This is a genomic window from Streptomyces sp. NBC_00104 (assembly GCF_045160825.1).
In the GTDB taxonomy this organism is placed as follows: Bacteria; Actinomycetota; Actinomycetes; order Streptomycetales; family Streptomycetaceae; genus Streptomyces.
The window spans coordinates 8,470,080-8,494,647 of the sequence record NZ_CP108215.1 but is presented as its reverse complement, the minus strand read 5'-3'; the positions used below and the strand labels follow the sequence as shown (position 1 = coordinate 8,494,647).

18 protein-coding genes are annotated in these 24,568 nt (G+C 69.3%); 2 read left to right on the top strand and 16 right to left on the bottom strand.

Annotated elements, in window-relative coordinates; all coding sequences use genetic code 11:
- Together OG272_RS37250 and OG272_RS37245 are read right to left on the bottom strand one after the other, a co-directional pair.
- Positions 1–558, bottom strand: a complete 558-nt coding sequence (locus OG272_RS37250) for a hyaluronoglucosaminidase (protein ID WP_327727398.1) — start codon at positions 556–558, stop codon at positions 1–3.
- Between the two features lie 222 nt (positions 559–780).
- Positions 781–1,899: a hypothetical protein gene (locus OG272_RS37245; protein WP_328224208.1), complete on the bottom strand. Its 1,119-nt coding sequence runs from the start codon at positions 1,897–1,899 to the stop codon at positions 781–783.
- 158 nt (positions 1,900–2,057) lie between these two features.
- Here OG272_RS37245 and OG272_RS37240 point away from each other — a divergent pair, with 158 nt between their 5' ends.
- A complete protein-coding gene (locus tag OG272_RS37240; protein WP_326575840.1) occupies positions 2,058–2,432 on the top strand; it encodes an NTP pyrophosphohydrolase in 375 nt (124 codons plus the stop codon).
- Positions 2,433–2,588: 156 nt separating this feature from the next.
- Here OG272_RS37240 and OG272_RS37235 read toward each other — a convergent pair whose 3' ends face one another.
- The 9 genes from OG272_RS37235 to ngcE form a co-directional block, all read right to left on the bottom strand.
- The gene (locus OG272_RS37235; RefSeq protein ID WP_326575842.1) at positions 2,589–4,112 is read right to left on the bottom strand and encodes an amino acid permease; all 1,524 of its coding nucleotides are present in this window, start codon (positions 4,110–4,112) and stop codon (positions 2,589–2,591) included.
- A 180-nt stretch (positions 4,113–4,292) separates the two neighbouring features.
- Positions 4,293–6,212 (bottom strand): 1-deoxy-D-xylulose-5-phosphate synthase, encoded by a 1,920-nt coding sequence (dxs, locus tag OG272_RS37230; protein ID WP_326575844.1) that lies wholly within the window; start codon positions 6,210–6,212, stop codon positions 4,293–4,295.
- A 311-nt stretch (positions 6,213–6,523) separates the two neighbouring features.
- Positions 6,524–7,864 (bottom strand): ABC transporter permease subunit, encoded by a 1,341-nt coding sequence (locus OG272_RS37225; protein ID WP_326575846.1) that lies wholly within the window; start codon positions 7,862–7,864, stop codon positions 6,524–6,526.
- Positions 7,861–8,652, bottom strand: coding sequence for an ATP-binding cassette domain-containing protein (locus OG272_RS37220; RefSeq protein WP_326575848.1), 792 nt, complete (start codon positions 8,650–8,652; stop codon positions 7,861–7,863). Before OG272_RS37220 ends, OG272_RS37225 begins: the two co-directional genes overlap by 4 nt.
- 313 nt (positions 8,653–8,965) lie before the next feature.
- Complete coding sequence (locus tag OG272_RS37215; RefSeq protein ID WP_405895555.1) at positions 8,966–10,066, bottom strand: sugar ABC transporter substrate-binding protein; 1,101 nt, start codon at positions 10,064–10,066, stop codon at positions 8,966–8,968.
- 124 nt (positions 10,067–10,190) lie between these two features.
- A complete protein-coding gene (locus OG272_RS37210) occupies positions 10,191–11,390 on the bottom strand; it encodes an ROK family protein (protein ID WP_405895554.1) in 1,200 nt (399 codons plus the stop codon).
- A 202-nt stretch (positions 11,391–11,592) separates the two neighbouring features.
- A complete protein-coding gene (locus OG272_RS37205) occupies positions 11,593–12,525 on the bottom strand; it encodes a carbohydrate ABC transporter permease (RefSeq protein ID WP_326575854.1) in 933 nt (310 codons plus the stop codon).
- Positions 12,526–12,544: 19 nt separating this feature from the next.
- A complete protein-coding gene (locus OG272_RS37200; protein ID WP_326575856.1) occupies positions 12,545–13,474 on the bottom strand; it encodes a sugar ABC transporter permease in 930 nt (309 codons plus the stop codon).
- 137 nt (positions 13,475–13,611) lie between these two features.
- Positions 13,612–15,084, bottom strand: coding sequence for an N-acetylglucosamine/diacetylchitobiose ABC transporter substrate-binding protein (gene ngcE, locus OG272_RS37195; RefSeq protein WP_405895553.1), 1,473 nt, complete (start codon positions 15,082–15,084; stop codon positions 13,612–13,614).
- Between the two features lie 472 nt (positions 15,085–15,556).
- Between ngcE and OG272_RS37190 the strand changes: the two genes are divergently transcribed.
- Entirely contained in the window at positions 15,557–19,354 is a 3,798-nt protein-coding gene (locus OG272_RS37190; RefSeq protein WP_405895552.1) for a GH92 family glycosyl hydrolase, read from the top strand.
- A 300-nt stretch (positions 19,355–19,654) separates the two neighbouring features.
- Here the strand turns inward: OG272_RS37190 and OG272_RS37185 are convergent, their stop codons facing one another.
- From OG272_RS37185 to OG272_RS37165, 5 genes are all read right to left on the bottom strand, one after another.
- Entirely contained in the window at positions 19,655–20,728 is a 1,074-nt protein-coding gene (locus OG272_RS37185) for a lytic polysaccharide monooxygenase (protein WP_327727401.1), read from the bottom strand.
- A 283-nt stretch (positions 20,729–21,011) separates the two neighbouring features.
- On the bottom strand, positions 21,012–21,467 hold the full coding sequence (locus OG272_RS37180) for a hypothetical protein (protein ID WP_327727402.1): 456 nt from the start codon (positions 21,465–21,467) through the stop codon (positions 21,012–21,014).
- Positions 21,468–21,513: 46 nt separating this feature from the next.
- Positions 21,514–22,281, bottom strand: coding sequence for a hypothetical protein (locus OG272_RS37175; RefSeq protein ID WP_405895551.1), 768 nt, complete (start codon positions 22,279–22,281; stop codon positions 21,514–21,516).
- 42 nt (positions 22,282–22,323) lie between these two features.
- A complete protein-coding gene (locus OG272_RS37170; RefSeq protein ID WP_327727404.1) occupies positions 22,324–23,838 on the bottom strand; it encodes an ATP-binding protein in 1,515 nt (504 codons plus the stop codon).
- Complete coding sequence (locus OG272_RS37165; RefSeq protein ID WP_405895550.1) at positions 23,835–24,563, bottom strand: response regulator transcription factor; 729 nt, start codon at positions 24,561–24,563, stop codon at positions 23,835–23,837. The genes OG272_RS37170 and OG272_RS37165 overlap by 4 nt, the downstream gene beginning before the upstream one ends.
- Positions 24,564–24,568 lie beyond the last annotated feature (5 nt).

Genomic DNA, 24,568 nt, shown 5'->3' with positions numbered 1-24,568 from the left:
CTACGCCAGCAGGGTGGGCTTGCCACCCACGGGCTTCCAGTACAGCTTGCCTTCCTGGGCGTAGAGGGAGCCGCCGCCCACTGCGGCGGGTGCCCCGCTCGGCTCCGCGGCGACGTTCGCGAGCCGTACCGCGCCCTCGGCGAGGACGGCCGAGGCCGAGCCGGTCCGCTGGATCACATGGAGCTGCGACTGCGGGTTGTTCCCTCGGCCCATGCCCACGCCGGCCGTACCGTTGCCCTTGACGACGAAGTCGTCCGGGCCGGGGTTGCTCCGCAGGACCAGCAGGGCCCCCTTGGTCGGGGCGTCGGTCGCGGTGACGAAGATGCCCTGCGCGGCCGTTCCCGCCGTCATGAGGTCGATCGACAGGGCCGACGAACCGGGGTCCGAGCCGTCGGCGTACCCCACGTGGGCGATCTTCGGCGTGCCGTGCTCGGTCTCCACGCCGGTCAGGTACATGGCCGAGGTCTCCGTGTTGTCCGACGTGACGTTCAGCGCCACGGTCTTCTTCCCGGACGTGGCCTTGTGGTTGATCGTGTGATCACGCTTCAGGGGATCCACACAGCGGAGTTCGGGCGCTCAACCTCCTTCGGCACTGCGGGACTTGAGCGTGAGGCTCCCCGTCAGCAGGGCACGGTCGGACTCGGCGTACATCCCCGCGTCACCGTCCACGACCGTGAAACGGCTTCGGCCGGCGGCGGGTTCGGACGAGGGAGCCGCGCGAGCGGCCACGTGCGACCCGCACGCGCCATCCCGCCGGACGCGACGGACTCCTGGGCGTCGTCAGACACCAACCGACGGCGCCAACGCCAACCCGTCCTCGTCGTTCTGCCGAGCGATCCGCAGCGCACCGTCCCCACCGATCGCCCCGAGCACCACCCGCCCGTACGCGTCCCGCGCCAACGCGGGCGCGCCGACGCAACGTTCACCGGTGCCCGACCACCACACCCCGGCCTGCTCGTTCTCCGTACCGCACGCGGCCAGCACGACCTGCCCCTCGGTGTCGCGATGGGCCAGCACCGTGCAGTCGTATCCGTCGAGCGGCACCCGCAGCACGGCCACCGGGTCCTCGGCCGGTGCCCCGCCCAGCGGGATCACCCCGCCGCCCGGGCGGTGGGCGACGACGCCGCCGGTCGCCGGGTCGGTCCAGTAGTACGTGGCCCGGTCGGGCCCGGTCTCCAGTCCCACCACGCTGCCGCGGACCACCGCGAGCGGGATCGTGGGCGTCCGGCTGAAGTTCCCGTCGGGCTTCTCCTGCGTCCAGCGCATGACGAGGTCCTGGCCGCCGACCACCGCCTCGACCCGCCCGGAGGCGTACGCGACCACGGTCACCGGGTCCTGCACCAGGCTGCCCTTGAGGTCGGTCCACGGGCTCCACTTGCCGCCCGCCAGCTCCCGGCGCAGCATGACGCCGCCGCCCGCGTTGCGCGCGAAGACATGGACGTTGCCGTTGGCGCTCACGCCCCCGGTCGGTATCCCGAAGCGCGCCGCCTTCGCCGCGTCCTTGTGCGGATTGCCCAGCGAACGCCATTCGGTGACCGGTCGGCCGGTCTGGTACTGGATGGCGTGCACGACGTCCACGGCGGACGGACCGTCGGCCTTCGGAATCTCGCGGCGGCCGAGGAAGTGCACGTAGGTGTCCGCGCCCTGTACGACGTGGAGGTCGGTCAGACCGGCCACGGGGAAGAGGTCGGGACCGGTCCACTCGGGGCCGCCCGGCAGGGTCTGCGTCCAGCGCAGCAGCCCCGTCCGCGCGCGGGCGTACGCGGTGAGCCTGCCGTCCTTGCCGAGGACGAGCCAGGAACCGGCCAGGGTGGCCTCGGCCTTGTGCCGTCCGCCCCCGCCGTTCGCCGAGGTGTCGGCCGCCGCCTGGGCAGCGGCGCGCCCGGATCTGGACCGCATGACGTGACCTGCCCTTTCGAAGACGCTCGGCTCGAAGACGCTCGGCGCGGCTCCCCGGCCGCCCTCTCGCACGGGAACGCGGAAGGCCGGGCGGCCCCCATCATAGAATCAACGTTCCACCTGAAGGGCGTGGCCATCTGGCGTGCGACCCTGTCCCCATGGACGACCCCCTGCTCGTGATCGTCGACGCGGCCAACGTCATCGGTTCCGTCCCCGACGGCTGGTGGCGCGACCGGCGGGGCGCGGCGGAGCGCCTGCGCGACCGGCTCGCCCGGGACGGGGTCCCCGGCCGGGACGAGCCCGTGGAACTCGTGATGGTCGTCGAGGGCGCCGCCCGGGGCGTGGAGCCGGTGCCCGGTGTACGGGTCGAAGCGGCTCCCCGCAGTGGCGACGACCGCATCGTGGAACTGGTCGCCGAGGAGGCCCGCGACCGCCCCTGCCTCGTCGTCACCGCCGACCGCGAACTACGGCGCAGGGTGGGCGAGTTGGGTGCCGAGGTGACCGGTCCGCGGGCTGTGCGCGGGGAGTCCTGAACGGTTCGTCCGCCGGTCCCGTCGGGCCGTCGGGGGCGTCGGGCCGTCGGGGCCGTCGGGGGCGTGCCCCTCCCGTGCGGCACGCGGTCCGGCCCCGCGGTCCCACCGGAGGCGGGCGTACGGGGCCGGAGAGTCCAGCCGCTTGCCGGAGACGGGCTACGGGGCGTCGTGGCCCGGCGGCTTGGTGGCGTCACCCACGGCGGCCTGCTCCTGGCGTCCGAGTCGGCTGTGCGAGCGGCCGTAGACGAAGTAGACGACGAAGCCGAGGAGCATCCAGCCGGCGAAGCGGAGCCAGGTCTCGGTGGGCAGGTTGAGCATCAGCCACAGCGAGGCGCACACCGAGAGGATCGGGATGAACGGCACCCAGGGGGTGCGGAACGCCCGGTGCAGGTCGGGGCGGGACCTGCGGAGGATGATGACGCCGATCGCGACGACCACGAAGGCGAACAGCGTGCCGATGTTCACCAGCTCGGCCAGCTCGCTCAGCGGGGTGAAGCCCGCGAGGATCGCGATGACCACACCGAGCAGGATGGTCGGCCGGTGCGGGGTCTTGAACCGGGGGTGGACGCGGGAGAAGAACCGCGGCATCAGCCCGTCGCGGCTCATCGCGAAGAACACCCGGGTCTGACCGAGCAGCAGGATCATGCACACGGTGGTCAGGCCGACGGCGGCGCCGAAGCTGATGAAGCCCGCGAACCACGGATGCCCGGTGGCCTTGAAGGCGTCGGCGAGCGGGGCGGTCACCGACAGATCGGTGTAGTGCTGCATGCCGGTGACGACGATCGACACCGCCACATACAGCGTGGTGCAGATGACGAGGGAGCCGATGATGCCCCGGGGCATGTCCCGCTGCGGATGCCTCGTCTCCTCGGCGGCCGTCGCGACGACGTCGAAGCCGATGAACGCGAAGAAGACGACGGAGGCGGCCGTGAAGATGCCCATCACGCCGAAGTTGGACGGCGCCCAGCCGAACATCAGCTGGATCAGCGGCGACTGGAGGCTTTCACCCGCCTCCACCGCCTGTGCCTTGGGGACGAACGGATCGTAGTTGTCGCCCTTGACGAAGAAGGCACCCGCGATGATCACGGTGAGGACGACCGTCACCTTGATGGCGACGACGAGGGAGGTGACCCGCGCGGAGAGCTTCGTGCCGACCACGAGGATGGCGGTGAGCACCAGGACGAGCGCGGCGGCGAGGATGTCGAACCCGAAGCTGTCGGCCCCGTCTCTCGTGCCGAGCGCCGCCGGCAGCTCCCAGCCCGCGTTGGCCAGCAGCGAATGGATATAGCCGGACCAGCCGACGGCGACCACCGCCGTCCCCAGCGCGAACTCCAGGACCAGGTCCCAGCCGATGATCCAGGCGGGCAGTTCTCCCAGGGAGGCGTACGAGAAGGTGTACGCGGATCCGGCGACCGGGACCGTGGACGCGAACTCCGCGTAGCAGAGGGCGGCGAGCGCGCAGACGACGCCGGCCACGACGAAGGCGAGGGCCACGGCGGGACCGGCGTTGTTCTTGGCCACCGTGCCGGTGAGGACGAAGATGCCGGTACCGATGATGACACCGACGCCGAAGACCGTCAGATCGAGCGCGGACAAGGATTTCTTGAGCGCGTGCTCTGGTTCCTCGGTATCGAGGATGGACTGCTCGACCTTCTTCGTTCGGAAGAGTGTGCTGCTCACGGGCGTACCTCCCACGCTGGTCGTCCTCGACATGATCGAGAGGGGGCGATGGGGGTCCCCCGGTCGAGCGAAGCCGAGACTGGGGAGCGTTTGCCCCGGCGCGGGCGGTTTCACGCGAATGGGCCGGTCTCACCACCGTAAAGGATGGTGAAACCGGCCCGAACAGCCCGGCCGGACAGGTCAGTCGCGCGCGGGTTCCACCTCTGCGGCGGCATCGCCGTACCGGCCGTCGAGCTTGGAGACCAGCCCGGTGACCTGGCGGGCGATGTCGGGCGCGGTGAGCCCGATCTCCGCCATGACCTCGGCACGGGAGGCGTGGTCGAGGAAGCGCGGCGGGATGCCGAAGTCGCGCAGCGGGATGTCCACTCCGGCGTCGCGCAGCGCCTGGGCGACGGCCGAGCCGACGCCGCCGACGCGGGAGTTGTCCTCGACGGTGACCACCACGCGGTGCTTGTCGGCGAGCGGCGCCATGTGCTCGTCGACCGGCTTGACCCAGCGAGGGTCGACGACGGTCGTGGTGATGCCCTGCTGGTCGAGCAGTCCGGCGATCTCCAGGCACATCGGCGCGAGGGCGCCGACCGAGACGAGGAGCACGTCCGGGGTGTCGGTGCCCGGCTCGCGCAGCACGTCCATGCCGCCGACGCGGCGCAGGGCCGGTACGGCGGGGCCGACGGCGCCCTTGGAGAAGCGCACCACGGTCGGCGCGTCCGTCACCTCGACGGCCTCGCGCAGCTGGGCGCGGACCTGGTCGGCGTCACGCGGCGCGGCGAGCCGCAGCCCCGGCACGACCTGGAGGATCGACATGTCCCACATGCCGTTGTGCGAGGCGCCGTCGGTGCCGGTGACGCCGGCCCGGTCCAGTACGAACGTCACACCGCACTTGTGGAGGGCAACATCCATCAGGACCTGGTCGAAGGCACGGTTGAGGAACGTGGCGTAGACCGCGAAGACCGGGTGCACACCGCCCGTGGCGAGGCCCGCCGCCGACACGGCGGCGTGCTGCTCGGCGATGCCGACGTCGTACACGCGGTCGGGGAAGGCCTTGGCGAACCTGTCGAGCCCGACCGGCTGGAGCATGGCCGCCGTGATGGCGACGATGTCCTCGCGCTCCTTGCCGAGCTTCACCATCTCCTCGCCGAAGACCGAGGTCCAGTCGGCGCCGGACGAGGCGATCGGCAGACCCGTGTCCGGGTGGATCTTGCCGACGGCGTGGAACCGGTCCGCCTCGTCCTGGAGGGCGGGCTGGTAGCCGCGGCCCTTCTCGGTGAGGCAGTGCACGATGACCGGCCCGCCGAAGCGCTTGGCGCGGGACAGCGCGGACTCCAGGGCCTCGATGTCGTGCCCGTCGATCGGACCGACGTACTTCAGGCCCAGGTCCTCGAACATGCCCTGCGGGGCGATGAAGTCCTTCAGCCCCTTCTTCGCGCCGTGCAGCGTCTCGTAGAGCGGCCTGCCGACGACCGGGGTGCGCTCCAGCAGGTCCTTGCCGCGGGCCAGGAACCGCTCGTAGCCGTCAGTGGTGCGCAGGGTGGCCAGGTGGTTGGCGAGCCCGCCGATGGTCGGCGCGTACGAGCGCTCGTTGTCGTTGACGACGATGACCAGCGGCCGGTCCTTGGCGTCGGCGATGTTGTTGAGCGCCTCCCAGGCCATGCCGCCGGTGAGCGCGCCGTCGCCGATGACCGCGACCACGTGGTCGTCGCGTTTCAGCACCTGGTTGGCCTTCGCCAGCCCGTCGGCCCAGCCCAGCACCGTGGAGGCGTGGCTGTTCTCGATGACGTCGTGCTCGGACTCGGCCTGCGAGGGGTAGCCGGAGAGGCCGCCCTTCATCTTCAGTCGGGAGAAGTCCTGACGGCCGGTGAGCAGCTTGTGGACGTAGGACTGGTGGCCCGTGTCCCACAGCACCTTGTCCTTGGGCGAGTCGAAGACACGATGCAGGGCGAGGGTGAGCTCGACCACGCCGAGGTTCGGGCCGAGGTGACCGCCGGTCTTCGACACCGCCTCGACGAGGAAGGTCCGGATCTCCTCCGCCAGCTGGTCCAACTCCTCCAGGCTGAGCCGGTCCAGATCGCGCGGTCCCCTGATGCGGGTCAGCAGCGGCACCCGTGCCTCCTTGCGATAGTGCTGTTCGAGCGTTACCGGGCTCGTCGAAGTCTAATCTTCCGCGCACCCGGCCAACCGCCGGGCGGTCGACTCCTACGTCACGCAAACGGCCGTAAACCATCCTGCGCAGACGTACCCGTACGAAACGTCCGACAACAACGAGAAGTGCCCGGCACCAGGAATGGTGCCGGGCACGTGTTCCACGAGGGGCGCCTGGCGCCCCGTCAGGGGCGCGGGGACCCGCGCGACCAGCCACGGACAACCCGTGGCCGGCGGCGGACGGCCCCCCAACGGCCCCCTCCGCGAGTCCGCTACGCGCGACCCGCCGCCTTCTGGCTCCTGCGGCTGACGGAGTCGATGACGACCGCGCCCAGCAGCACCGCACCCGTGATCATGTACTGGATCGACGTGTTCATGTTCAGCAGGTCGAGACCGGTCTGGATCGACTGGATCACGAGCATGCCCAGCAGCGCCGACCACACCGACCCCCGCCCACCGAAGAGGCTGGTGCCACCGATGACGGCGGCGGCGATGGCGAGCATCAGGGTGTTGCCGCCACCGGCGGACAGCGTCGCACTCGCGGTCTGGCCGGCGAAGAACATGCCGCCGACCGCCGCGAAGCCACCGGAGATGGCGAACACGGTGATCCGGATCACCGGCACGTTGATACCGGCACGGCGGGCCGCCTCGATGCCGCCGCCGACCGCGAAGACCTTGCGGCCGTAGGTCGTACGACGCAGCACGAAGTCCACGATCACCAGCGCCCCGAGGAAGATCACCAGCGCGTTGGAGACACCGGACGCGTCGTTGAGCACCGCGGCGGCGGCGAAGGACGCGAGGGCGAGCGCGCCGACGCGCAGCAGGATCTCGCTGGTCGGCCGGAACGGCACACCCGCGGACCGACGACGGCGCTGCTCGCTGAAGTTGCCGACGAGCGAGAGCCCCACGGCGAGGCCGGCCAGGATGTACGCGCCGATGATGGCCTGGTCCATGAAGAAGGAGCTCTGGCCGAGCAGGTGGACCGGACCCGTGTCGGACGGGATGTTGATCGTGCCGCTGTCACCCAGCAGCCACAGCATCAGGCCGTTCCAGCCGAGGAAGCCGGCCAGGGTGACGACGAACGCGGGTACGCCGATCTTGGCGAAGAACCAGCCGTGCAGCGCGCCGATGGCGAGGCCGGTGAGCACCGCCAGGACCAGCGACAACCAGGCGTTCATGCCGTGGTTCACCGCGAACACGGCGAACAGGGTGGAGGCCAGACCACTGACCGAGCCCACGGACAGATCGATCTCGCCGAGCAGCAGTACGAACACCAGGCCGATGGCGAGCATGCCGGTGGCCGAGAGGAAGTAGCTGATGTTGGAGAGGTTGTCGGCGCTCAGGAAGCGGTCGTTCTGCAGCTGGAAGATCGTCCAGATGACGATCAGGCCGATGACGACCGGCAGCGAGCCCAGCTCGCCGCCCTTCACCTTGCGCTTGAACTCGGTGAGGTAGCCCTTGAGGCCCTCTTCGCGGACCAGCAGACGCGGGTCGACGACGGTGACCGGCGCGGCCGTGGGGTCGTCGGCGGGAGCGACCGTGGTCTGGCCCTCCGCGACCCCCTTGCCGGTCTTGGCGGAATCGCTCTTCACGGTCTTGGACGTGTCACTCACTTTGCCGCCTCCGTGGTGCGCCGCCCCGCGCGACGGGTCACGGCGTTGTCCGTGGCACCCGTGATCGCGGCGATGATCTCTTCGTGGCTGGTGTCCTTCACGGAGAAGGAACCGTTGTTCTTGCCCAGGCGCAGGACCGCGACGGTGTCCGCGACCGCCTTGACATCGGCCATGTTGTGGCTGATGAGGATGACGGCGAGGTTGCGCTCGCGTAGCCGCTCGACCAGGTCGAGGACCTGCGCGGTCTGTTCGACACCGAGGGCGGCGGTGGGCTCGTCCAGGATGACGAGCTTGGGGTCGCCGATGAGGGCGCGGGCGATGGCGACGACCTGACGCTGACCGCCGGAGAGGCTCGCGATCGGGATGCGGACGCTCGGGATCCGGATCGAGAGCGTGGACAGCAGTTCGCGCGAGTTCTTCTCCATCGACACCTCGTCGATGACGCCCCGGTGCAGCAGCTCGCGCCCGAGGTAGAGGTTGCCCACGACATCGAGGTTGTCGCAGAGCGCGAGGTCCTGGTAGACCGTCGCGACGCCGAGTCCCTGGGCGTCGTGCGGCTTGTTGATCCTGACCGGGTCACCCTGCCACTCGATGACGCCCTCATCGATGGGGTGGACACCCGCGATCGTCTTGACCAGGGTGGACTTACCTGCGCCGTTGTCGCCCACCAGGGCGACCACTTCTCCGGCGTGGACCTCCAGCTCGACGTCGGTGAGTGCCTGCACCGCACCGAATCGCTTGGAGACTCCGCGCAACGCCAGCACGGGCGTAGCGGACACGTGAACCATCTCCTTCGCCGCCTGACCGGCGGGGATGCCGCGCTTTGAATAGGCGCGGAGGATGTGCGGACCCCGTCGATGAGGGGCCGTCACACAAGGCTTACAAGGTGAACATACGAAGATCCGCAGCGCCCGGCAGCGCCCCGAGGGGGCGCGGGGAACTGCGCGACAAGCCACGACGGTGCGGCAGTCGACCGACAACCGACGGCCCCATCGCGGCACTCCCAGCGGAGCGCCCGGGCAGCGGTTCCGTCCGGCGCCCGCCCCGGAAGCGGGGTATGAGGTGGGGCGGGCGCCGGACAGGCTCAGCGGGCCGAAGTGGTTACTTCAGACCGGCGGACTCGCAGGCCTTGGCGTACTCGGGGGTGCAGATGTCGGCGACCGTGTACAGGCCGTCCTTGACCACCGTGTCGTTGATGTTCTCCTTGGTGACGGAGACCGGGGTCAGCAGCTTCGCCGGGACCTTGTCGCCGGATCCGCTGGTCACCTCGGTGTCGGCCAGGGACTTGATGTCCTTGCCCTCCAGCAGGTTGACCGCGAGCTCGGCGGCGGTGTCGGCCTCGGGCTTGTAGGCCTTGTAGACCGTGGAGGACTGCGTGCCGGCGACGAGCCGCTGGATGGCCGCGAGCTCGGCGTCCTGACCCGTCAGGGGGATGCCGCTGATCTTCGCACCCTTGAGGGTGTTGGCGATGCCGCCGGCCATGCCGTCGTTGGCGGCGTAGACGCCCGCGATGTTCTTGGCGCCCAGCTGGGTGATCGCCGCGGACATCTTCTGGGCGGCGACGGTGTCCTTCCACAGGCCGGACTGCTCGTAGGCGATGTCGACCTTGCCGTCGAGGGCCTTGTGCGCGCCCTCCTTGAACTGGCCGGCGTTCGGGTCGGCGTCGTCGCCGTTGATCATGACGACCTTGGACTTGGCGGTCGCCTTGTCGCCGAGCGCGTCGAGGAGGGCCTGGCCCTGGAGCTCACCGACCTTGACGTTGTCGAAGGAGACGTAGGCCGAGACCGGGCCCTGGGCGAGACGGTCGTAGGCGACGACCTTGACGCCCTTGTCCACCGCGGACTGGATGGAGGACTTGATGGCGGCGGAGTCCTGGGCGGAGACCACGATGACCTTCACGCCCTTGGTCACCATGGTGCTCATCTGCTGGGCCTGCTTGGTCGGGTCGGCGGCGGCGTTCGCGTAGTCGACCGTGCAGTCGGAGCACAGCTCCTTGACCTTGTCCTCGAAGTACGGCCGGTCGAACTTCTCGTAGCGCGCGGTGACGTTGTCGGGCAGGAGCAGACCGATCGACTTGTTGCCCGAACCGCTGTCGCTTCCGCTGTCCGAGTCGTCGTCGCCGGCCTTCCCACAGGCGGCCACGGAGAGCGCCAGCGAAACCGCGGTGGCGCCGATCACGACTCTACGCATCGTTGCGTTCATTTGGGTTGTGCCTCCCTGACACGGGCCGCAGCACTGCGGCCGAGGTGGCTGGAAGTCAACTCGGCCACACGTGCGACGTCAAGAAGTAAATCCTTAACGGGTTGGCAACGGCGTGTTTCGTTCTCTAAGTGAAGACAGGAGTTGCCGCGGTCAGGGTCCCGTCCAAAAGGGTCGAATCACCCATCTCGCTGAGGGCCAGGGCCAGGGCCCCGAGGACCTCGGCACGGCCGCCAAGTGCCCCTGGCAACACTGAGAGTTGACGTGCGGCACTCGGGATCGCGTACCGGCCGACCGACTCCCTTATGGGCCCGAGAACCAGCTCTCCGGCCTCGGCGAGATCGCCACCGAGAACCACGCGGCTCGGGTTCAACAAGTTGCAGAGATTGGCCACTCCACTTCCGATGTGTCGGCCGACATCGGCGATCACCCGACGACAGCCCGGATCCCCGTCCCTCGCCAACCGTACGACCCCTTCCATGGTCAGGTCGGTGCCGTGGCTGGACTGGAGGAGCGGCAGCACATAGCGCGCGGCGGCGAAGGTCTCCAGGCAGCCGCGGTTGCCGCAACGGCAGACCGGGCCGGATTCATCAAGAGTAATATGCCCGATTTCTCCCGCTGTGCCACCCGGGCCTCTGTAGATCTTGCCATCGATCACCAGTCCGGCACCGACACCGCTGGACACCTTGATGTAGGCCAGGTCCCGCACCCCGCGGCCGCTGCCCCAGACCAGTTCGCCGAGGGCTCCGAGGTTGGCGTCGTTGTCCACGTGCACGGCGACGCCGAGGCGGTCACGCATCTCGGCGGCGGGCTTGGTGCCGGTCCAGCCGGGCAGGATGGCCGTGGAGCCGAGCGTCCCGGACTCCACGTCGATCGGGCCGGGCACACCGAGACCCACGCCCGCGATCTTCGTACGATCCACACCGGTGGCCTCGATCAAACGGGTGACCAGCTGCTCCGCCCGGTCGAAGCCCTGGGTCGAGGAGGCGTCCACATCCAGCGGCTCGGCCTCCTCGGCGAGCACCTGATGGGCGAGGTTCCCTATCGCGACGCGCAAATGGGTGTGCCCGAAGTCCACGCCGATCACGATCCCGGCGTCCCCGCTGAGCGAGACCGCGCGCGCCCGCCGACCACCCGCCGACGTGGGCGTGACCTCGACGGTTCCCCCGTCCCTCAGCTCACGCACGATGTTGGAAACCGTGGCCGCGGACAGGCCGGTCGTCCTGGCGATCTCCGCCTGCGTGAGCGACCCGGCGAGACGCACCGCCCGCACGACGCGCTCGAGATTTGCTCGGTGCAGCGACGACTGCGATCCCGGAGTCTCCATCGACTCATCCACTCCCGTCCCAGGACGGGCGGCCCGCACGCCGCCCGTGACCCAGGTCACAGCCGCGAAACCCGGGTCACTTACAAGTTGTGAACTCCAAGCTCCGCTGAACGGGTTACCGCAGTCAAGTCCTTGAGGGAAACTGGGACCGCCGAATGACCACTAAATGTCACTCTGCGGCTACTTGAGGTCCCGGAACGGGCTACTTGAGGGTCGCCGAGGTGAGGCCCGCCTGGACCTGGCGCTGGAAGGAGAGATAGACCACGAGCATGGGGATCATCGCGATGGTGACACCGGCGAAGAGGACGGGCAGGTCGGAGGCGTAGCCCTGCTGCTGCTGGAGCTGGATGAGGCCCTGGGTGAGGACGTACCGCTCGGGATCGTCGCCGCTCTGCGGCTGCATGAGGACCGTGGGCAGGATGAACTGGTTCCACTGACCCAGAGTGTTGAAGATCCCCACGCTGATCAGCCCGGGCTTGGCCATCGGCAGCATGACCTGGAAGAAGGTCCGGGTGTGCGAGGCCCCGTCGAGGATGGCCGCCTCGAAGACCGCGGTGGGCAGCGTCCGGAAGAACGCGTGCATGAAGAACACGGTGAACGGCAGCGAGTAGGCGACGTACACCAGGATCAGGCCCTGGTAGGTGTTCAGCATGTCCAGCCGTTTGACCATGAAGAACAGCGGCACCAGGGCCAGGAACACGGGGAACATCGCGCCGGCGACGAAGAAGTAGTACAGCAGCCGGTTGCCCCGGAACGGGTAGCGGGCCAGGACGTACGCGGCCATCGAGCCGAACAGCATGGTCAGCGGCACGGAGAAGATCAACACGATGACCGTGTTGACGAAGTAGTCGCCGATGCCCTTGTCCCATGCACGGGAGAAGACGTCGAAGGACCAGTTCTCGGGCCAGCCGAAGGCCGAGCCGCCGATCTGGGCGTCGGTCTTGAAGGAGCTGAGCACCAGCCACAGCAGCGGCAGCACGATCAGCAGCGCCCACAGGGCGAGGAAGCCGTGCGAGAAGACGTTCAGGACGACGCCTTCGCCGCGCTCGTCGCCGGGGTCGGTCCCCCGCCTGCCCACGGTCGGGCCGGTGGGGACCGAGTCGCCGCGCGAGGCGGTCTTGAGGGGTGCACTCATCTTCTGTCGTCTCTCCCGCTCAGAACTCGACGCGCTCGCGACGGGTGGCGCGCAGCATGACCACCGACACGATCAGGGTGAGGAGCAGCATCACGACGCCCATCGCACAGGCGTAGCCACTCCTGCCGTACAGCAGGAAGTTCCGCATCATCACGGTCGCCATGACCTCGCTGTGGTGGTCGGGGCCGCCCCCGTACTCGCCCGCGGTCATGGTCGAGACCAGGATGAACATGTCCATCGCCGCGATGCCGAGATAGACCCAGGCGGTCTGCACGGAGTCCCACAGCAGCGGCAGGGTGATGCGGAAGAAGGTGTGGGCGCGGCCGGCGCCGTCGATCAGCGCGGCCTCGTAGATGTCCCTCGGGATGGCCTGCATGGCGGCGGAGAACAGCACCAGGTAGAAGCCGACGCCGTGCCAGACGACGACCAGGATGAGACCCCAGAGCACGAAGTTCGGCTCGTTCAGCCACTCGACGGGGCTGCTCTCGTCGACCAGTCCCAGTTTCAGCAGCAGGCCGTTGAGCATGCCTCCGCTGTCACTGCGATACACGGCCCCGAACAGCACCGCGAGGATCGCCAGCGACAGCACCTGCGGGAAGAAGTACACGATCTTGTAGAAGCCCGACCCGGCGACCCCCGAGACCCCGCCGGCCCGGCCGCGCCCGCCCGCGTTCAGCATGAACGCGAAGAACAGGGCGAGCAGGATGGTGATCACCGGGATGAACACCAGGAACAGGATGTTGTGCCAGATCGCCTGGAGGAAGATGTCGTCCTGGAACAACGCCGTGTAGTTGTCCAGGCCGATGAAGGAGAACGTCTGCGACTGCCCCTTCCAGTCCGTCAGCGAATAGCCGAACGTCTGGATGTACGGCCAGATCACGAAGATCAGATAAAGCGCCACGGGGACGAGGAGAAACCCCGCGACGAACCGGTTCTGCCCTTTACGCATTGGCGTTTCCCTGCCTCGGATTCCATGAGACGAAAGGCGCACCCCTGTCTTTCAGGGGCGCGGGGAACTGCGCGACAAACCACGACGAACCCGCAGCTCACCACAGTGCGCAGCTCCCACGGCGCTCCAACGCCCCGCTAATCCCGACGGTTCTTCTTGGAATCCGGGTCCTTCGCCTGCTTGTCCACCGCGGCCTGCGCCCGCTTCAACCACTCGGCCGGCTGAATCCGCTTCGCCATCAGTTCGTTCGAGGCGTTCTGGATGGCCGTGTCCATCTCGCTGTACCACTCGGTGTACAGGTAGCGGAACGTGTCGTCACCGGCGGCCTTGGAGACTTCCACCGTCGACTGCGTACCCGGCCGCAGCGAGACCCCGGTGTCGACGCCGTCCTTCACGATCGTCAGGGAGTTCGCCTCCTTGGCGAACAGCGTCGACCACTCCTTGGAGAGCATCATCCGCATGAACTCCTTGGCGGCCGGCAGGTTCTTCGCCTTGGCCGGGATGATGAACGGCTCCCCGGAGCCGGCCCGGATCGCCTCGAAGGGCATCACGCTGTCCGGCAGCACGGGCATCGGCATGAACGTCATGTCGAAGTCGTCCGGCGTCTGCTTCAGCTGCTCGTTCTCCAGCCAGGATCCCGAGGTGATGAACACGGCCTTGTACTGGTTCCAGCGGGCCTGGGACTCGGTGTGGGTCAGGCCGTTCGTCCCGGGCATCAGATAGCCCTTCTCGACGACCTCGTAGATCGCCTCGACCCCGGCCTTCGCGGCGTCGGAGCCGACGAACGCCTTCGGGTCGAGGTTGTCGATCGCCTTCATGGCCTCCAGCCCGCCCGTCTTGGCGATCAGGTCCATGATGGCGACGTTGATGTAGTACGGGTACTTGCCCTGGTGGGCGAGGCCGCCGATGCCCTTGGCCTTGGCCTCCTTGCAGATGGTGAGGAAGTCGGCCCAGGTTTTGGGCTCCTCCCAGCCGTTCTCCTTGAAGAGCTTGCCGGAGTACCACAGGCCCCACACCGTGTAGATGTAGTTCAGGGCGACGACCTTGTTCTCCTGCATGCCCGCGTCGAGCGTGCCGGCGATCAGCGTGTCGCGGACCTTCTTGCTCGGGTCGTCGATCGAGGGGGCGTCCAGGATCTCGGCGAGGTCGAGGAGCTGGTCGTTCTTGTAGAGGACGTCGATCGGGATCTGCTGGGCGCCGGAGTCGTCGACGATGTCCGGCGGGTTCCCCGCGTTGAAGCGCGGCTGCAGCTTGCCGGTGATCTCCTGGGTGCCGGTGTGGGTGGAGGTGACCCCCCACTTCTTCTGGAAGGCGGCCTCCCAGGCCTTGGCGTAGGCGTCGCCGTAGCCGCCCTTGAAGATGACGACGTCGAGCTTGCTGCCCTTCTTGACGCCGAAGGGGTTCGACTCGGAGGTCTCGCCCTGGCTTTCCTTGGAGGTGTCGTCGCCTCCGCCCCCGCTGGCACACGCGGACAGGAAGCTCATCGTCGGGACGGTGATCAGGCCGAGCGCGGCGGAACGCTTGATCAGATCGCGGCGGCCGACGCCTTCGGGGTGGGTGGTGCCGGCGGTCTCGGGGCCGTTGTCGTTCTCAGCGGTAGTGGATCCCATGCTCAAGTCCTCGCCTTCTCCAGGACTCAGGCGGTGAACCGGATCCTCCCGGCACCGCGGTCGGTTCAAGCTGGGGTCGTGCGTGAGGATTCAACAGGGGCAACACGGCGGTCGGCGCGCGGACACGTCCGCGACCACCGGTAATTCCCCCCAGGTAGTGCCTGCCCGCAGCTGTGCGACCACTATGCGGACGCCGACAGGTATAGTCCACTTCCCGCCAGGGGGGCAAGATCGAATGCAAGGTTCGCCATCGGTCTTTTCCGAGTTGAGACCTCTCGGAAATATGAGCGCCCTTGCGCCACCTGACCGGAAAATCCCCGCCATTCGATCCGGATGGCGCACTCAACACCCTTGACATCACCCGTCACTTGAACCACTACTGGTCCCTGCGTCACCCGGTCGACAACGTTGTCCTTTTCTGATCATTCCTTGATCGAGAACAGTCTGCTGGACGTAGGGAGGGTGCTCACCGATGCGGCACAGACGGGGTTCCACGGCGGCGCTCGGCGCCGCCGCGTTCGCTCTGGTGGTGGCCTCGCAGGGCGCGGCCGTCGCGTTACCCGACCGACCGGCGGCCGGTCAGCGGCAGTTCAGCTCCTCGTTCGAACCGGACGATCCGGCCCCGGACTGGCTCAGCACGGTCGACACGGCAGCGGACGGGTCCCCCCGGACCTCCGGGGTCGACGGCGGCTACACCACCGGTATCCCGGGCGGCATCACCGACCACGTCACCGACGTCCGGGCCAGCGGCGAGAACACCGGCGGCGGGGAGGTGAAGGAGAACCTCGTCGACGGCGAGTCCGGGACCAAGTGGCTCACCTTCCAGCCCACCGGATGGGCGGAGTTCGACCTCGACCGGCCGGCCAAGGTGGTGACCTACGCGCTGACCTCGGCGAACGACTTCGAGACCCGCGACCCGAGGGACTGGACCCTCCAGGGCTCCACCGACGGCAAGGAGTGGAGGACCCTCGACAGCCGTACCGGCGAAAGTTTCGGGGAGCGGTTCCAGACGAAGTCGTACGACCTTCCCGGCGACGCGGTGGCCGAGTACCGGCACTTCCGGCTCGACATCACCAGGAACAACGGCGCCTCCATGATCACCCAGCTCGCCGACGTGCAGTTCTCGACGGGCGGCGGACAGGCGCCCGCGCCGAAGGAGATGCTGTCGCTGGTCGACCGGGGCCCGAGCGGCTCCGCGACCGCGAAGGCCGGCGCGGGCTTCACCGGCAAGCGGGCCCTGCGGTACGCGGGCAGACACACGGCGGACGGCCGGGCGTACTCGTACAACAAGATCTTCGACGTGAACGTGGCCGTCGAGCGGGACACCGAGCTGGCCTACCGGATCTTCCCGTCGATGGCGGACGGCGATCTCGACTATGACGCGACGAACGTCGCGGTCGACCTGGTCTTCACCGACGGCACCTCGCTCAGCGACCTGCGGGCGGTGGACAGCCACGGATTCCCGCTGTCGCCGCGCGGACAGGGCGCGGCGAAGGTGCTGTACGTCAACCAGTGGAACGACGTGGTCTCGCGGATCGGCTCGGTCGCGGCCGGGCGGACCGTGGACCGGATCGTGGTGGCATACGACTCCCCGAAGGGCCCGGCGAGGTTCCGCGGCTGGCTCGACGACGTGACGCTGCGCGTACGCGCGCCCGAGCGGCCGAAAGCCCATCTCTCCGACTACGCGGTGACCACCAGGGGAACCCATTCCAGCGGCGGTTTCTCCCGCGGCAACAATTTCCCGGCGACGGCGGTGCCCCATGGCTTCAACTTCTGGACGCCGGTGACCAACGCGGGCTCGCTGAGTTGGCTGTACGACTACGCGCGGGCCAACAACGCCGACAACCTGCCGACCATCCAGGCGTTCAGCGCGAGCCATGAGCCGAGCCCGTGGATGGGCGACCGGCAGACCTTCCAGGTGATGCCGTCGGCCGCCGCCGGTACGCCCGAACTGAGCCGTACGGCACGGGCGTTGGCCTTCCGGCACGAGAACGAGACGGCACGGCCGTACTACTACGGGGTGCGCTTCGAGAACGGCGTCAGGGCCGAGATGGCGCCCACGGACCACGCGGCGGTGCTGCGCTTCACCTACCCCGGCGACGACACGAGCGTCCTCTTCGACAATGTGACGGACCAGGCCGGGCTGACTTTGGACAAGGACGCCGGGGTGGTGACGGGCTTCTCCGATGTGAAGTCCGGCCTGTCGACGGGCGCGACCCGCCTCTTCGTGTACGGGGTCTTCGACGCTCCGGTCACGGACGGCGGCTCGACGGGTGTGAAGGGCCACCTCCGCTTCGACGCGGGCACGGACCGCGCGGTGACGCTCCGGCTGGCCACCTCCCTCATCAGCCTCGACCAGGCGAAGGACAACCTGCGCCAGGAGATCCCGGAGGGCACGGACTTCGAGACGGTGAAGGACCGGGCGCGGGCCCAGTGGGACCGCGTCCTGGGGAAGGTGGAGGTCGAAGGGGCCTCCCCCGACCAGCTCACGACGCTGTACTCCAACCTCTACCGGCTGTACCTGTACCCCAACTCCGGCTTCGAGAAGGTCGGATCGACCTACCGGTACGCCTCGCCCTTCTCCCCCATGACCGGCCCGGACACCCCGACGCACACGGGCGCGAAGATCGTCGACGGCAAGGTGTACGTCAACAACGGCTTCTGGGACACCTATCGGACCACCTGGCCCGCGTACTCGCTTCTGACGCCTCGTCAGGCAGGGGGGATGGTCGACGGTTTCGTGCAGCAGTACAAGGACGGCGGCTGGACCTCCCGCTGGTCCTCCCCCGGGTACGCGGACCTGATGACCGGAACCTCGTCGGACGTGGCGTTCGCGGACGCGTATGTGAAGGGAGTCGGCTTCGACGCGAAGTCGGCGTACGAGGCGGCCCTGAAGAACGCCACCGTCGTGCCTCCGTCGGCGGGTGTCGGCCGCAAGGGCATGGCCACCTCGCCGTTCCTCGGCTACACCAGCACCGACACCCACGAAGGCCTGTCCTGGGCGCTGGAGGGCTACCTCAACGACTACGGCATCGCCCGAATGGGCCAGGCCCTGTACCGCAGGACGGGCGAGAAGCGCTACGAGGAGGAGGCCGCCTACTTCCTCAACAGGGCCCAGGACTATGTGAAGTTGTTCGACAAGCAGGCCGGGTTCTTCCAGGGCCGCGACGGCAACGGGGCCTGGCGGCTGGACTCCTCGACGTACGACCCGCGCGTCTGGGGCCACGACTACACCGAGACCAACGGCTGGGGCTACGCCTTCACCGCACCGCAGGACAGCAAGGGCCTGGCCAACCTGTACGGCGGCCGCGGCGGACTGGCGCGGAAGCTGGACACCTACTTCTCCACCCCGGAGACGGCCTCCCCCGCCTTCGTCGGCTCCTACGGCGGAGTCATCCACGAGATGACCGAGGCCCGTGACGTACGCATGGGCATGTACGGCCACTCCAACCAGGTCGCCCACCACGCGATCTACCTGTACGACGCCGCCGGACAGCCCTGGAAGGCCCAGGAGAAGGTCCGCGAGGTCCTCGCCCGCCTCTACGTCGGCAGCGGCATCGGGCAGGGCTACCACGGCGACGAGGACAACGGCGAGCAGTCCGCCTGGTACCTCTTCTCCGCGCTCGGCTTCTACCCGCTGGTGATGGGCAGCGGCGAATACGCCGTCGGCTCCCCGCTGTTCACCAGGGCCACCGTCCACCTGGAGAACGGCAGGGATCTGGTCGTCGAGGCCCCCGGGAACAGCGCGCGCAACGTGTACGTGCAGGGCCTGAAGGTCAACGGCAGGACCTGGACGTCGACTTCACTGCCGCACTCCCTCATTGCCAAGGGCGGCGTGCTGACGTTCGCCATGGGCCCGAAGCCGTCCCGCTGGGGCACCGGCGAGAGCGCGGCCCCGGTGTCGATCACGAAGAACGACAAGGTGCCCGCACCTCGCTCGGACGCCATCGAGGGTGACGGCGAACTCTTCGACGACACGTCGTCGACGAAGGCGTCCGTGGAGACGGCTCCGCTGCCGACTCCCGCCCGGACCAAGGCGGTTCAGTACACGCTGACCTCGGCCGACCGCACCGCGGCCCCGACCGCGTGGACCCTCCAGGCCTCCGCCGACGGCACCACCTGGAAGACCCTCGACGAACGCTCCGGCGAGTCCTTCGCCTGGGACCGCCAGACCCGGGCCTTCTCGATCCGCGTCCCGAAGGCGTACGACCACTACCGGCTGGTCCTCGACGGCACGGCGACGCTCGCGGAGGTGGAGCTGCTGTCCTGACGCCAGGACGCGGGCCCGGATACGAGGCGCGGGGTGCCGCCCGCGTCGACGGGCGCTGTGACCTACCCGACCCCAACCGGCTTGACTTGGTTGCCCGTTGAAACGATAGGGTCTTGTCCAGACCACTCGACAACGTTGTCCCGTCGATGGGTCCCCACAGTCGCACTCCCTCCGCGCCCGGTCTCCCCCGTACCGGGTCGCGGCTCGCGGACCGGGTGGGCACGCACCGCCCGTCCACCCGGTCCGCCCCGAGCGCGCCGCCCGCCCCCGCACAGGGCCGGTTCCGCGGATCGGGTCGACTCAGCCCACCCGACAGGGCAGCGTCGTCGCGGGATCACCTCCCGACCCCTGCACCACATACCCGAACGTGGCGGTTTCGCCGGGATCCAGCGACCCGTTCCAGTTCGCGTTGTGCACCATCACGTCCTGTCCGGTGTAGGTCGCGCTTCCGCTCCAGAGGCTGTCGACCTTCTGACCGGCGGGCAGTGTCCAGTTGACCATCCAGCCCAGCATCGGCACGTCGCCGGTGTTGGTGACGACGACCTCGGACTGGTAGCCGCCGGTCCAGTTGCCCGTCGTACGGCGGGTCGCGGCGCACTCGCCCGGTACCGGGTCGGTGGGGTTGCCGGGCTCCTTGATGCCGGTCACCTCTCCGTTGCCGCCGTCGAAGACGATGTCGGAGCAGGAGTAGAAGGTCTCCTGGCTGTCGGAGCGCTGCCAGACCATGTAGATGAGGTGGCGGCCCGACTTGTTCGCGGGCAGCTGGCCCCGCCAGGAGTAGTTGGCCTCGACCGTGCCGGGGCTGCCGTTCAGCGGCGGGTGGTCGACGCTCAGGAACGGCTGTTCCTCCATGTCGTTCCAGGTGAGCGTCTTCGTCGGGTCGAAGCCGTCCTTGGTGATGTAGACGTAGAACCAACCCGGGTGCGCCGCCCACGCGTTGTACGAGAAGTCGACGGTCGCGCCGGAGGTCAGATGGGTCAACGGCCAGTCGGCGCTGGGGGTGTTGAACCCGGTGAAGTTGGTGTTGCCACCGCTGCACAGTTGGCCGTCCGGGACGAAGCCGCGGGTGCGGCCGGCACCGTCCGAGCGGAGCACCGAGAACCAGTTGTAGAACGGGGTCGTGCCGCTGACCTGCTGTGCGGAACGACAGGCGGGGTTGATCGGTTTGATCTCGCCGGTGTCGGTCAGCCCGTCCTGCCAGCACAGGAAGGTGCGACTGCCGGGCTTCATCGGAGTGCCGTGCGCCTCCGCCTTGCCACTGCCGGCCGTGACGACGAGGCCGAGTGCCGGGATCGTGGTGACGAGGGCGAGCAGGATGAGCAGGAGTGCCCTGTGGCGCCGGGGCAGCCTTAATCGTAGAGTTGTCACGTGCATGACAGACGCTCCTTGCGTGTACGGCTTGGAGGTGGGGGGAACGTGCGCGTGCCTATGCGTCGTGCGTGCGGATGAGTGGTGCGGGGCGGGAACGGGCCCGGGGCAGCGGGTTCCGGTCCGCCGCACCATATGGGAGCGCTCCCACCCCCACCTGCTTCGGAAGCTAGCGCGGAGTGGTTCGCTTGTAAACGGCTGACGCGCACCGACACACGTGAGCCGCGACCCGTGACCGTGGTGGACGGTGCCGGCACGGCCCTACGTCGCCCTCCTCGCGCACGGTCGGTCAGGGCCGCTCGGCGCGACGCCGTACCGACATGAGCAGGCGGCGGGTGAGGACCGCGTGGCTGCCTGTACCGACGACGAGCAGCCGGTACAGGGTGCCGAACGGGCCGGGGAAGGCGGCACGGCTCTCGGCCCGTAGCCGGACGCGGCCGGGGCCCGCGGGTTCGAGGCGGAAGGTGAACGCGTACGTCGAGAAGTGGTGTCGGCCGTGGAGGGTCAGCTCCTCGGCCGCGATCGCGGTCACCGCGCGGAAGCCGGGGAACGTCGAGCCCTCGGCCGGCGGCCGCGGCCCGGACACCGTGCGGTCGGCGCAGCCCACGAGTCCCGCGTAACGGCTCGCCCGGGGGCTCGAGAAGGCCGCGTCCAGGGCTTCACCGAGGGCCTGCCAGACGGCGTCGGGGGCCGCCGCCACGACGGTCGTGTGCTCGTCGACGTACGGCAGTGGGGCACGGCGCATCGGATCCTCCATGAGGGGGTGAGGGCGGCCGTGGGGTGGCCGGCCGTCAGGCGGGGTTCCTGTCGGGCAGTTGCCTCCGCATGGCTTCCGCGGTGTCGCCGACCTGTTGGAGCTGGCTCGCGGTGAGGCGGCGTACGGCCCAGATGAGTTCGGCGACGCCGGTGACGGCCGGGTTCGGGGGCGTGGGGGTGGCGGGCAGGGGGACGCCGGTCAGCGCCGTGAGGTCGGCGGCAGCGACGTCGAGCAGGGCGGCGAAGTCGGCCACGAGGTCGGGGGTCAGGGGCGTGCGGCCGCGGCCGACCCCTCCGTAGGTGGCGGCGGACCAGTAGCGGCCTGTGACCACCAGGAAAATGTGGGCGGTGGCTGTCCAGCCGAGGTTTCGGTTCCGGATCATGCGCATGAGGAGGGCGCCGGGGCCCGGAGGGTACTGCTGGTGCGGCCGTGGTTCGGGGACAGGCCGCGTGCGTTCTACCTGCGGCAGGGACGCCGCGAGTCGGCGCAATGCCTCCCTCTGCTCCGGTGGCAGGACGACGGCGTCCCGGGTGAGGTGGGGAACGCGCCGTCCGGCCGTCGCGTCCAGAGGGGCGAGGTCGTCGGGGATGTCGGCGCCCGCGATCGCGAAGACGTCCGCCGAGTGGAGACCGAGCGCGGGCGCGAGCCGACGGAGGAGAGACGGGCTCGGTCTCTCGCCGTGGAAGACGGACAGCAGTTCGGGCTCGGGAACGGAAGCCAGTCGGGACAGGGCCGCCGAATCCAGGCTCCTGCGGTCCAGCAGCCGCTTCAACAGCGGACCGAAATCCTCTTCCCCCATCATCCCGCCAGGCTAGCCCGGTATCCCGCAGCCCTCCCCCGGCGATCACACCGAAATCGAAGGCACCGACGGCACCGAAGGTGCCGAGACCGTGTCGATGGTCGGGAGTTCGGTCGTGCCGGTCGGGGGGAGTTCGATGGTGAACTCGGTGTGGCCCGGCTCGCTGGCGACGTCGAGACGGCCGCCGTGGGCGGAGACGATCGCGGCGGCGATGGCGAGGCCGAGGCCGGAGCCGCCCTCGTGGGGGTTGGCTCGGGCGCGGGAGGCGTCGGCGCGGGTGAAGCGTTCGAAGACGGAGGGGAGAAAGGCCGGCGGAATGCCGGGGCCGTCGTCGCGTACGCGGATCACACATCGGTCGGCGGTGGTCTCGACGGACGCCGTGACCGTCGTGCCGACAGGCGTGTGCACACGGGCGTTGACCAACAAGTTGGCCACCATCTGGTGGAGGCGTGCCTCGTCGCCGGTGACCAGGGCCGGAGCGTCCGGCAACAGCGCCAGTTGCCAGTGGTGGCCCTCGCCCGCCGCCCGCGCGTCCCACACCGCCTCCGCGACCAGGGCCGCGAGGTCCACCTCGGCCGACTCCAAGGGCCGGCCGTCGTCCAGCCGGGCCAGGAGCAGCAGATCCTCGACCAGGCCCGTCATCCGGGCCGACTCGGCCGACACGCGCCGCCACGCCACCGTCGGCTCGATCCGGTCGGGCCCCCGGTTCATCAGCTCCGCGTACCCGGCGATGGAGGCCAGCGGCGTACGGAGTTCATGGCTGGCGTCGGCGAGGAAGCGGCGCATGCGTTCCTCGCTGCGCTGCCGCTGGGCGAGGGAGGCCTCGACGTGGTCGATCATGCGGTTGAGGGCGGCGCCGACCTGGCCGGCCTCACTGTCCGGGTCCGTGTCACGGTCGGGCACCCGGGGCAGGCCGGTGACCTCGCCCCGGTCCAGCGGGGAGCGGGCCACCTCGACGGCGGTCGCGGCGACCCGGCCGAGGGGGCGCAGTTGACGCCGGATGACGACCGCGCAGACGCAGGCCGCCATGGTGAGGCCGGCGCCCGCGACCGCCGCCTCGACCACCACGAGACCGCCGATCATGTCCTGGACGTCGTCCATGGGCAGGCCCGTCAGGACGTGCAGCCCGTCCTCGCTGAGGGCGGTGATCCGGTAGGTGCCGAGGCCGGGCACGGTCCGCGTGTGCGTGGAGCCGTCGGCCGCGATGCCGTCGAGGGCGGCCCGCTGGTCGGCGCTGAGGGCCTCCGGGTCGCCGCTCACGTCGATGACCTCGGCGGAGGTGACGTTCCCGTCGCCGTCCAGCCGCGCGGCGAGGGTGCCGACGGCCTGGCCCTGCTCTCCGAGGAACCCCAGGTCGGTGTGGTTGCGCGGCCCGACGCCCGCCCCGCCCAGGCTGCGCTCGGCGGCGTCGGTGACCCGTTGGTCGAGGGCGCCCAGCAGCGAGGCGCGCTGCGCGAAGACCGTGGCCAGCGTCATCGCGGCGCACACCGCGACCAGCGTGGCGGAGACGAAGAGGAGCAGCCGCGTGCGCAGGGACCCGCTCCTGAGCAGAGCGTTCATCTCGTGTCCTCCCCCGCCCTGATCGCGTATCCGAGTCCGCGCACCGTGTGGATCATCGGCGCCCTGCCCTTGTCGATCTTGCGGCGGAGGCCGGAGGTGTAGACCTCCACCAGGTTGCCGCCGCCGTCGAAGGAGCTGCTCCACAGGTGGTCCGGGATCTGGGCCCTGCTCAGCACCTGGCGCGGGTGGCCGAGCAGCAGGCCGAGCAGTTCGAACTCCTTGGCGGTCGGCTGGATCGGCGTACCGTCGCGGTGCACCTCTCGCGTCTCCTCGCTGAGGGCGAGCTCGCCCAGCACGAGAGCGCCGTCGTCCGACGACCTGCTCTCCTCGACGCCGGAGCGGCACAGCGGTCCGCGCAGCCGCAGGACGACCTCCGCCAGGGAGAACGGCTTGGTCACGTAGTCGTCCGCGCCCGCCGAGAGTCCGTCGATACGGTGCTCGAGCCCGTCCCGGGCCGTGAGTATGAGGACGGACAGCCTCGGGTTCTCGTAGCGCAGCCGCCGGAGCACCCGGAGGCCGTCGAGGTCGGGCAGCATCCCGTCGAGCACGACGGCGTGCGGGGCGCAGCCGCGCGCGACCCGTAACGCGCTGTACCCGTCGGCCGCGGGGTAGGCGCGCCGGCCCGCCTCCGTGACGGCCACGGACAGCAGTTCGGTGAGCCCGGGTTCGTCGTCGACGATGAGGACACGGACTCGGCCGTTTCGGGTCGCGGGGGTGCCAGCCATGTCCT

Bases quoted from the DNA above. Each gene is read 5' to 3' on its own strand.
- OG272_RS37245 (WP_328224208.1), bottom strand. From the start codon at position 1,899: ATGCGGTCCAGATCCGGGCGCGCCGCTGCCCAGGCGGCGGCCGACACC.
- OG272_RS37240 (WP_326575840.1), top strand. From the start codon at position 2,058: ATGGACGACCCCCTGCTCGTGATCGTCGACGCGGCCAACGTCATCGGT.
- OG272_RS37220 (WP_326575848.1), bottom strand. From the start codon at position 8,652: ATGGTTCACGTGTCCGCTACGCCCGTGCTGGCGTTGCGCGGAGTCTCC.
- OG272_RS37215 (WP_405895555.1), bottom strand. From the start codon at position 10,066: ATGAACGCAACGATGCGTAGAGTCGTGATCGGCGCCACCGCGGTTTCG.
- OG272_RS37210 (WP_405895554.1), bottom strand. From the start codon at position 11,390: ATGGAGACTCCGGGATCGCAGTCGTCGCTGCACCGAGCAAATCTCGAG.
- OG272_RS37205 (WP_326575854.1), bottom strand. From the start codon at position 12,525: ATGAGTGCACCCCTCAAGACCGCCTCGCGCGGCGACTCGGTCCCCACC.
- OG272_RS37200 (WP_326575856.1), bottom strand. From the start codon at position 13,474: ATGCGTAAAGGGCAGAACCGGTTCGTCGCGGGGTTTCTCCTCGTCCCC.
- ngcE (WP_405895553.1), bottom strand. From the start codon at position 15,084: ATGGGATCCACTACCGCTGAGAACGACAACGGCCCCGAGACCGCCGGC.
- OG272_RS37190 (WP_405895552.1), top strand. From the start codon at position 15,557: ATGCGGCACAGACGGGGTTCCACGGCGGCGCTCGGCGCCGCCGCGTTC.
- OG272_RS37185 (WP_327727401.1), bottom strand. From the start codon at position 20,728: ATGCACGTGACAACTCTACGATTAAGGCTGCCCCGGCGCCACAGGGCA.
- OG272_RS37180 (WP_327727402.1), bottom strand. From the start codon at position 21,467: ATGCGCCGTGCCCCACTGCCGTACGTCGACGAGCACACGACCGTCGTG.
- OG272_RS37175 (WP_405895551.1), bottom strand. From the start codon at position 22,281: ATGATGGGGGAAGAGGATTTCGGTCCGCTGTTGAAGCGGCTGCTGGAC.
- OG272_RS37170 (WP_327727404.1), bottom strand. From the start codon at position 23,838: ATGAACGCTCTGCTCAGGAGCGGGTCCCTGCGCACGCGGCTGCTCCTC.
- OG272_RS37165 (WP_405895550.1), bottom strand. From the start codon at position 24,563: ATGGCTGGCACCCCCGCGACCCGAAACGGCCGAGTCCGTGTCCTCATC.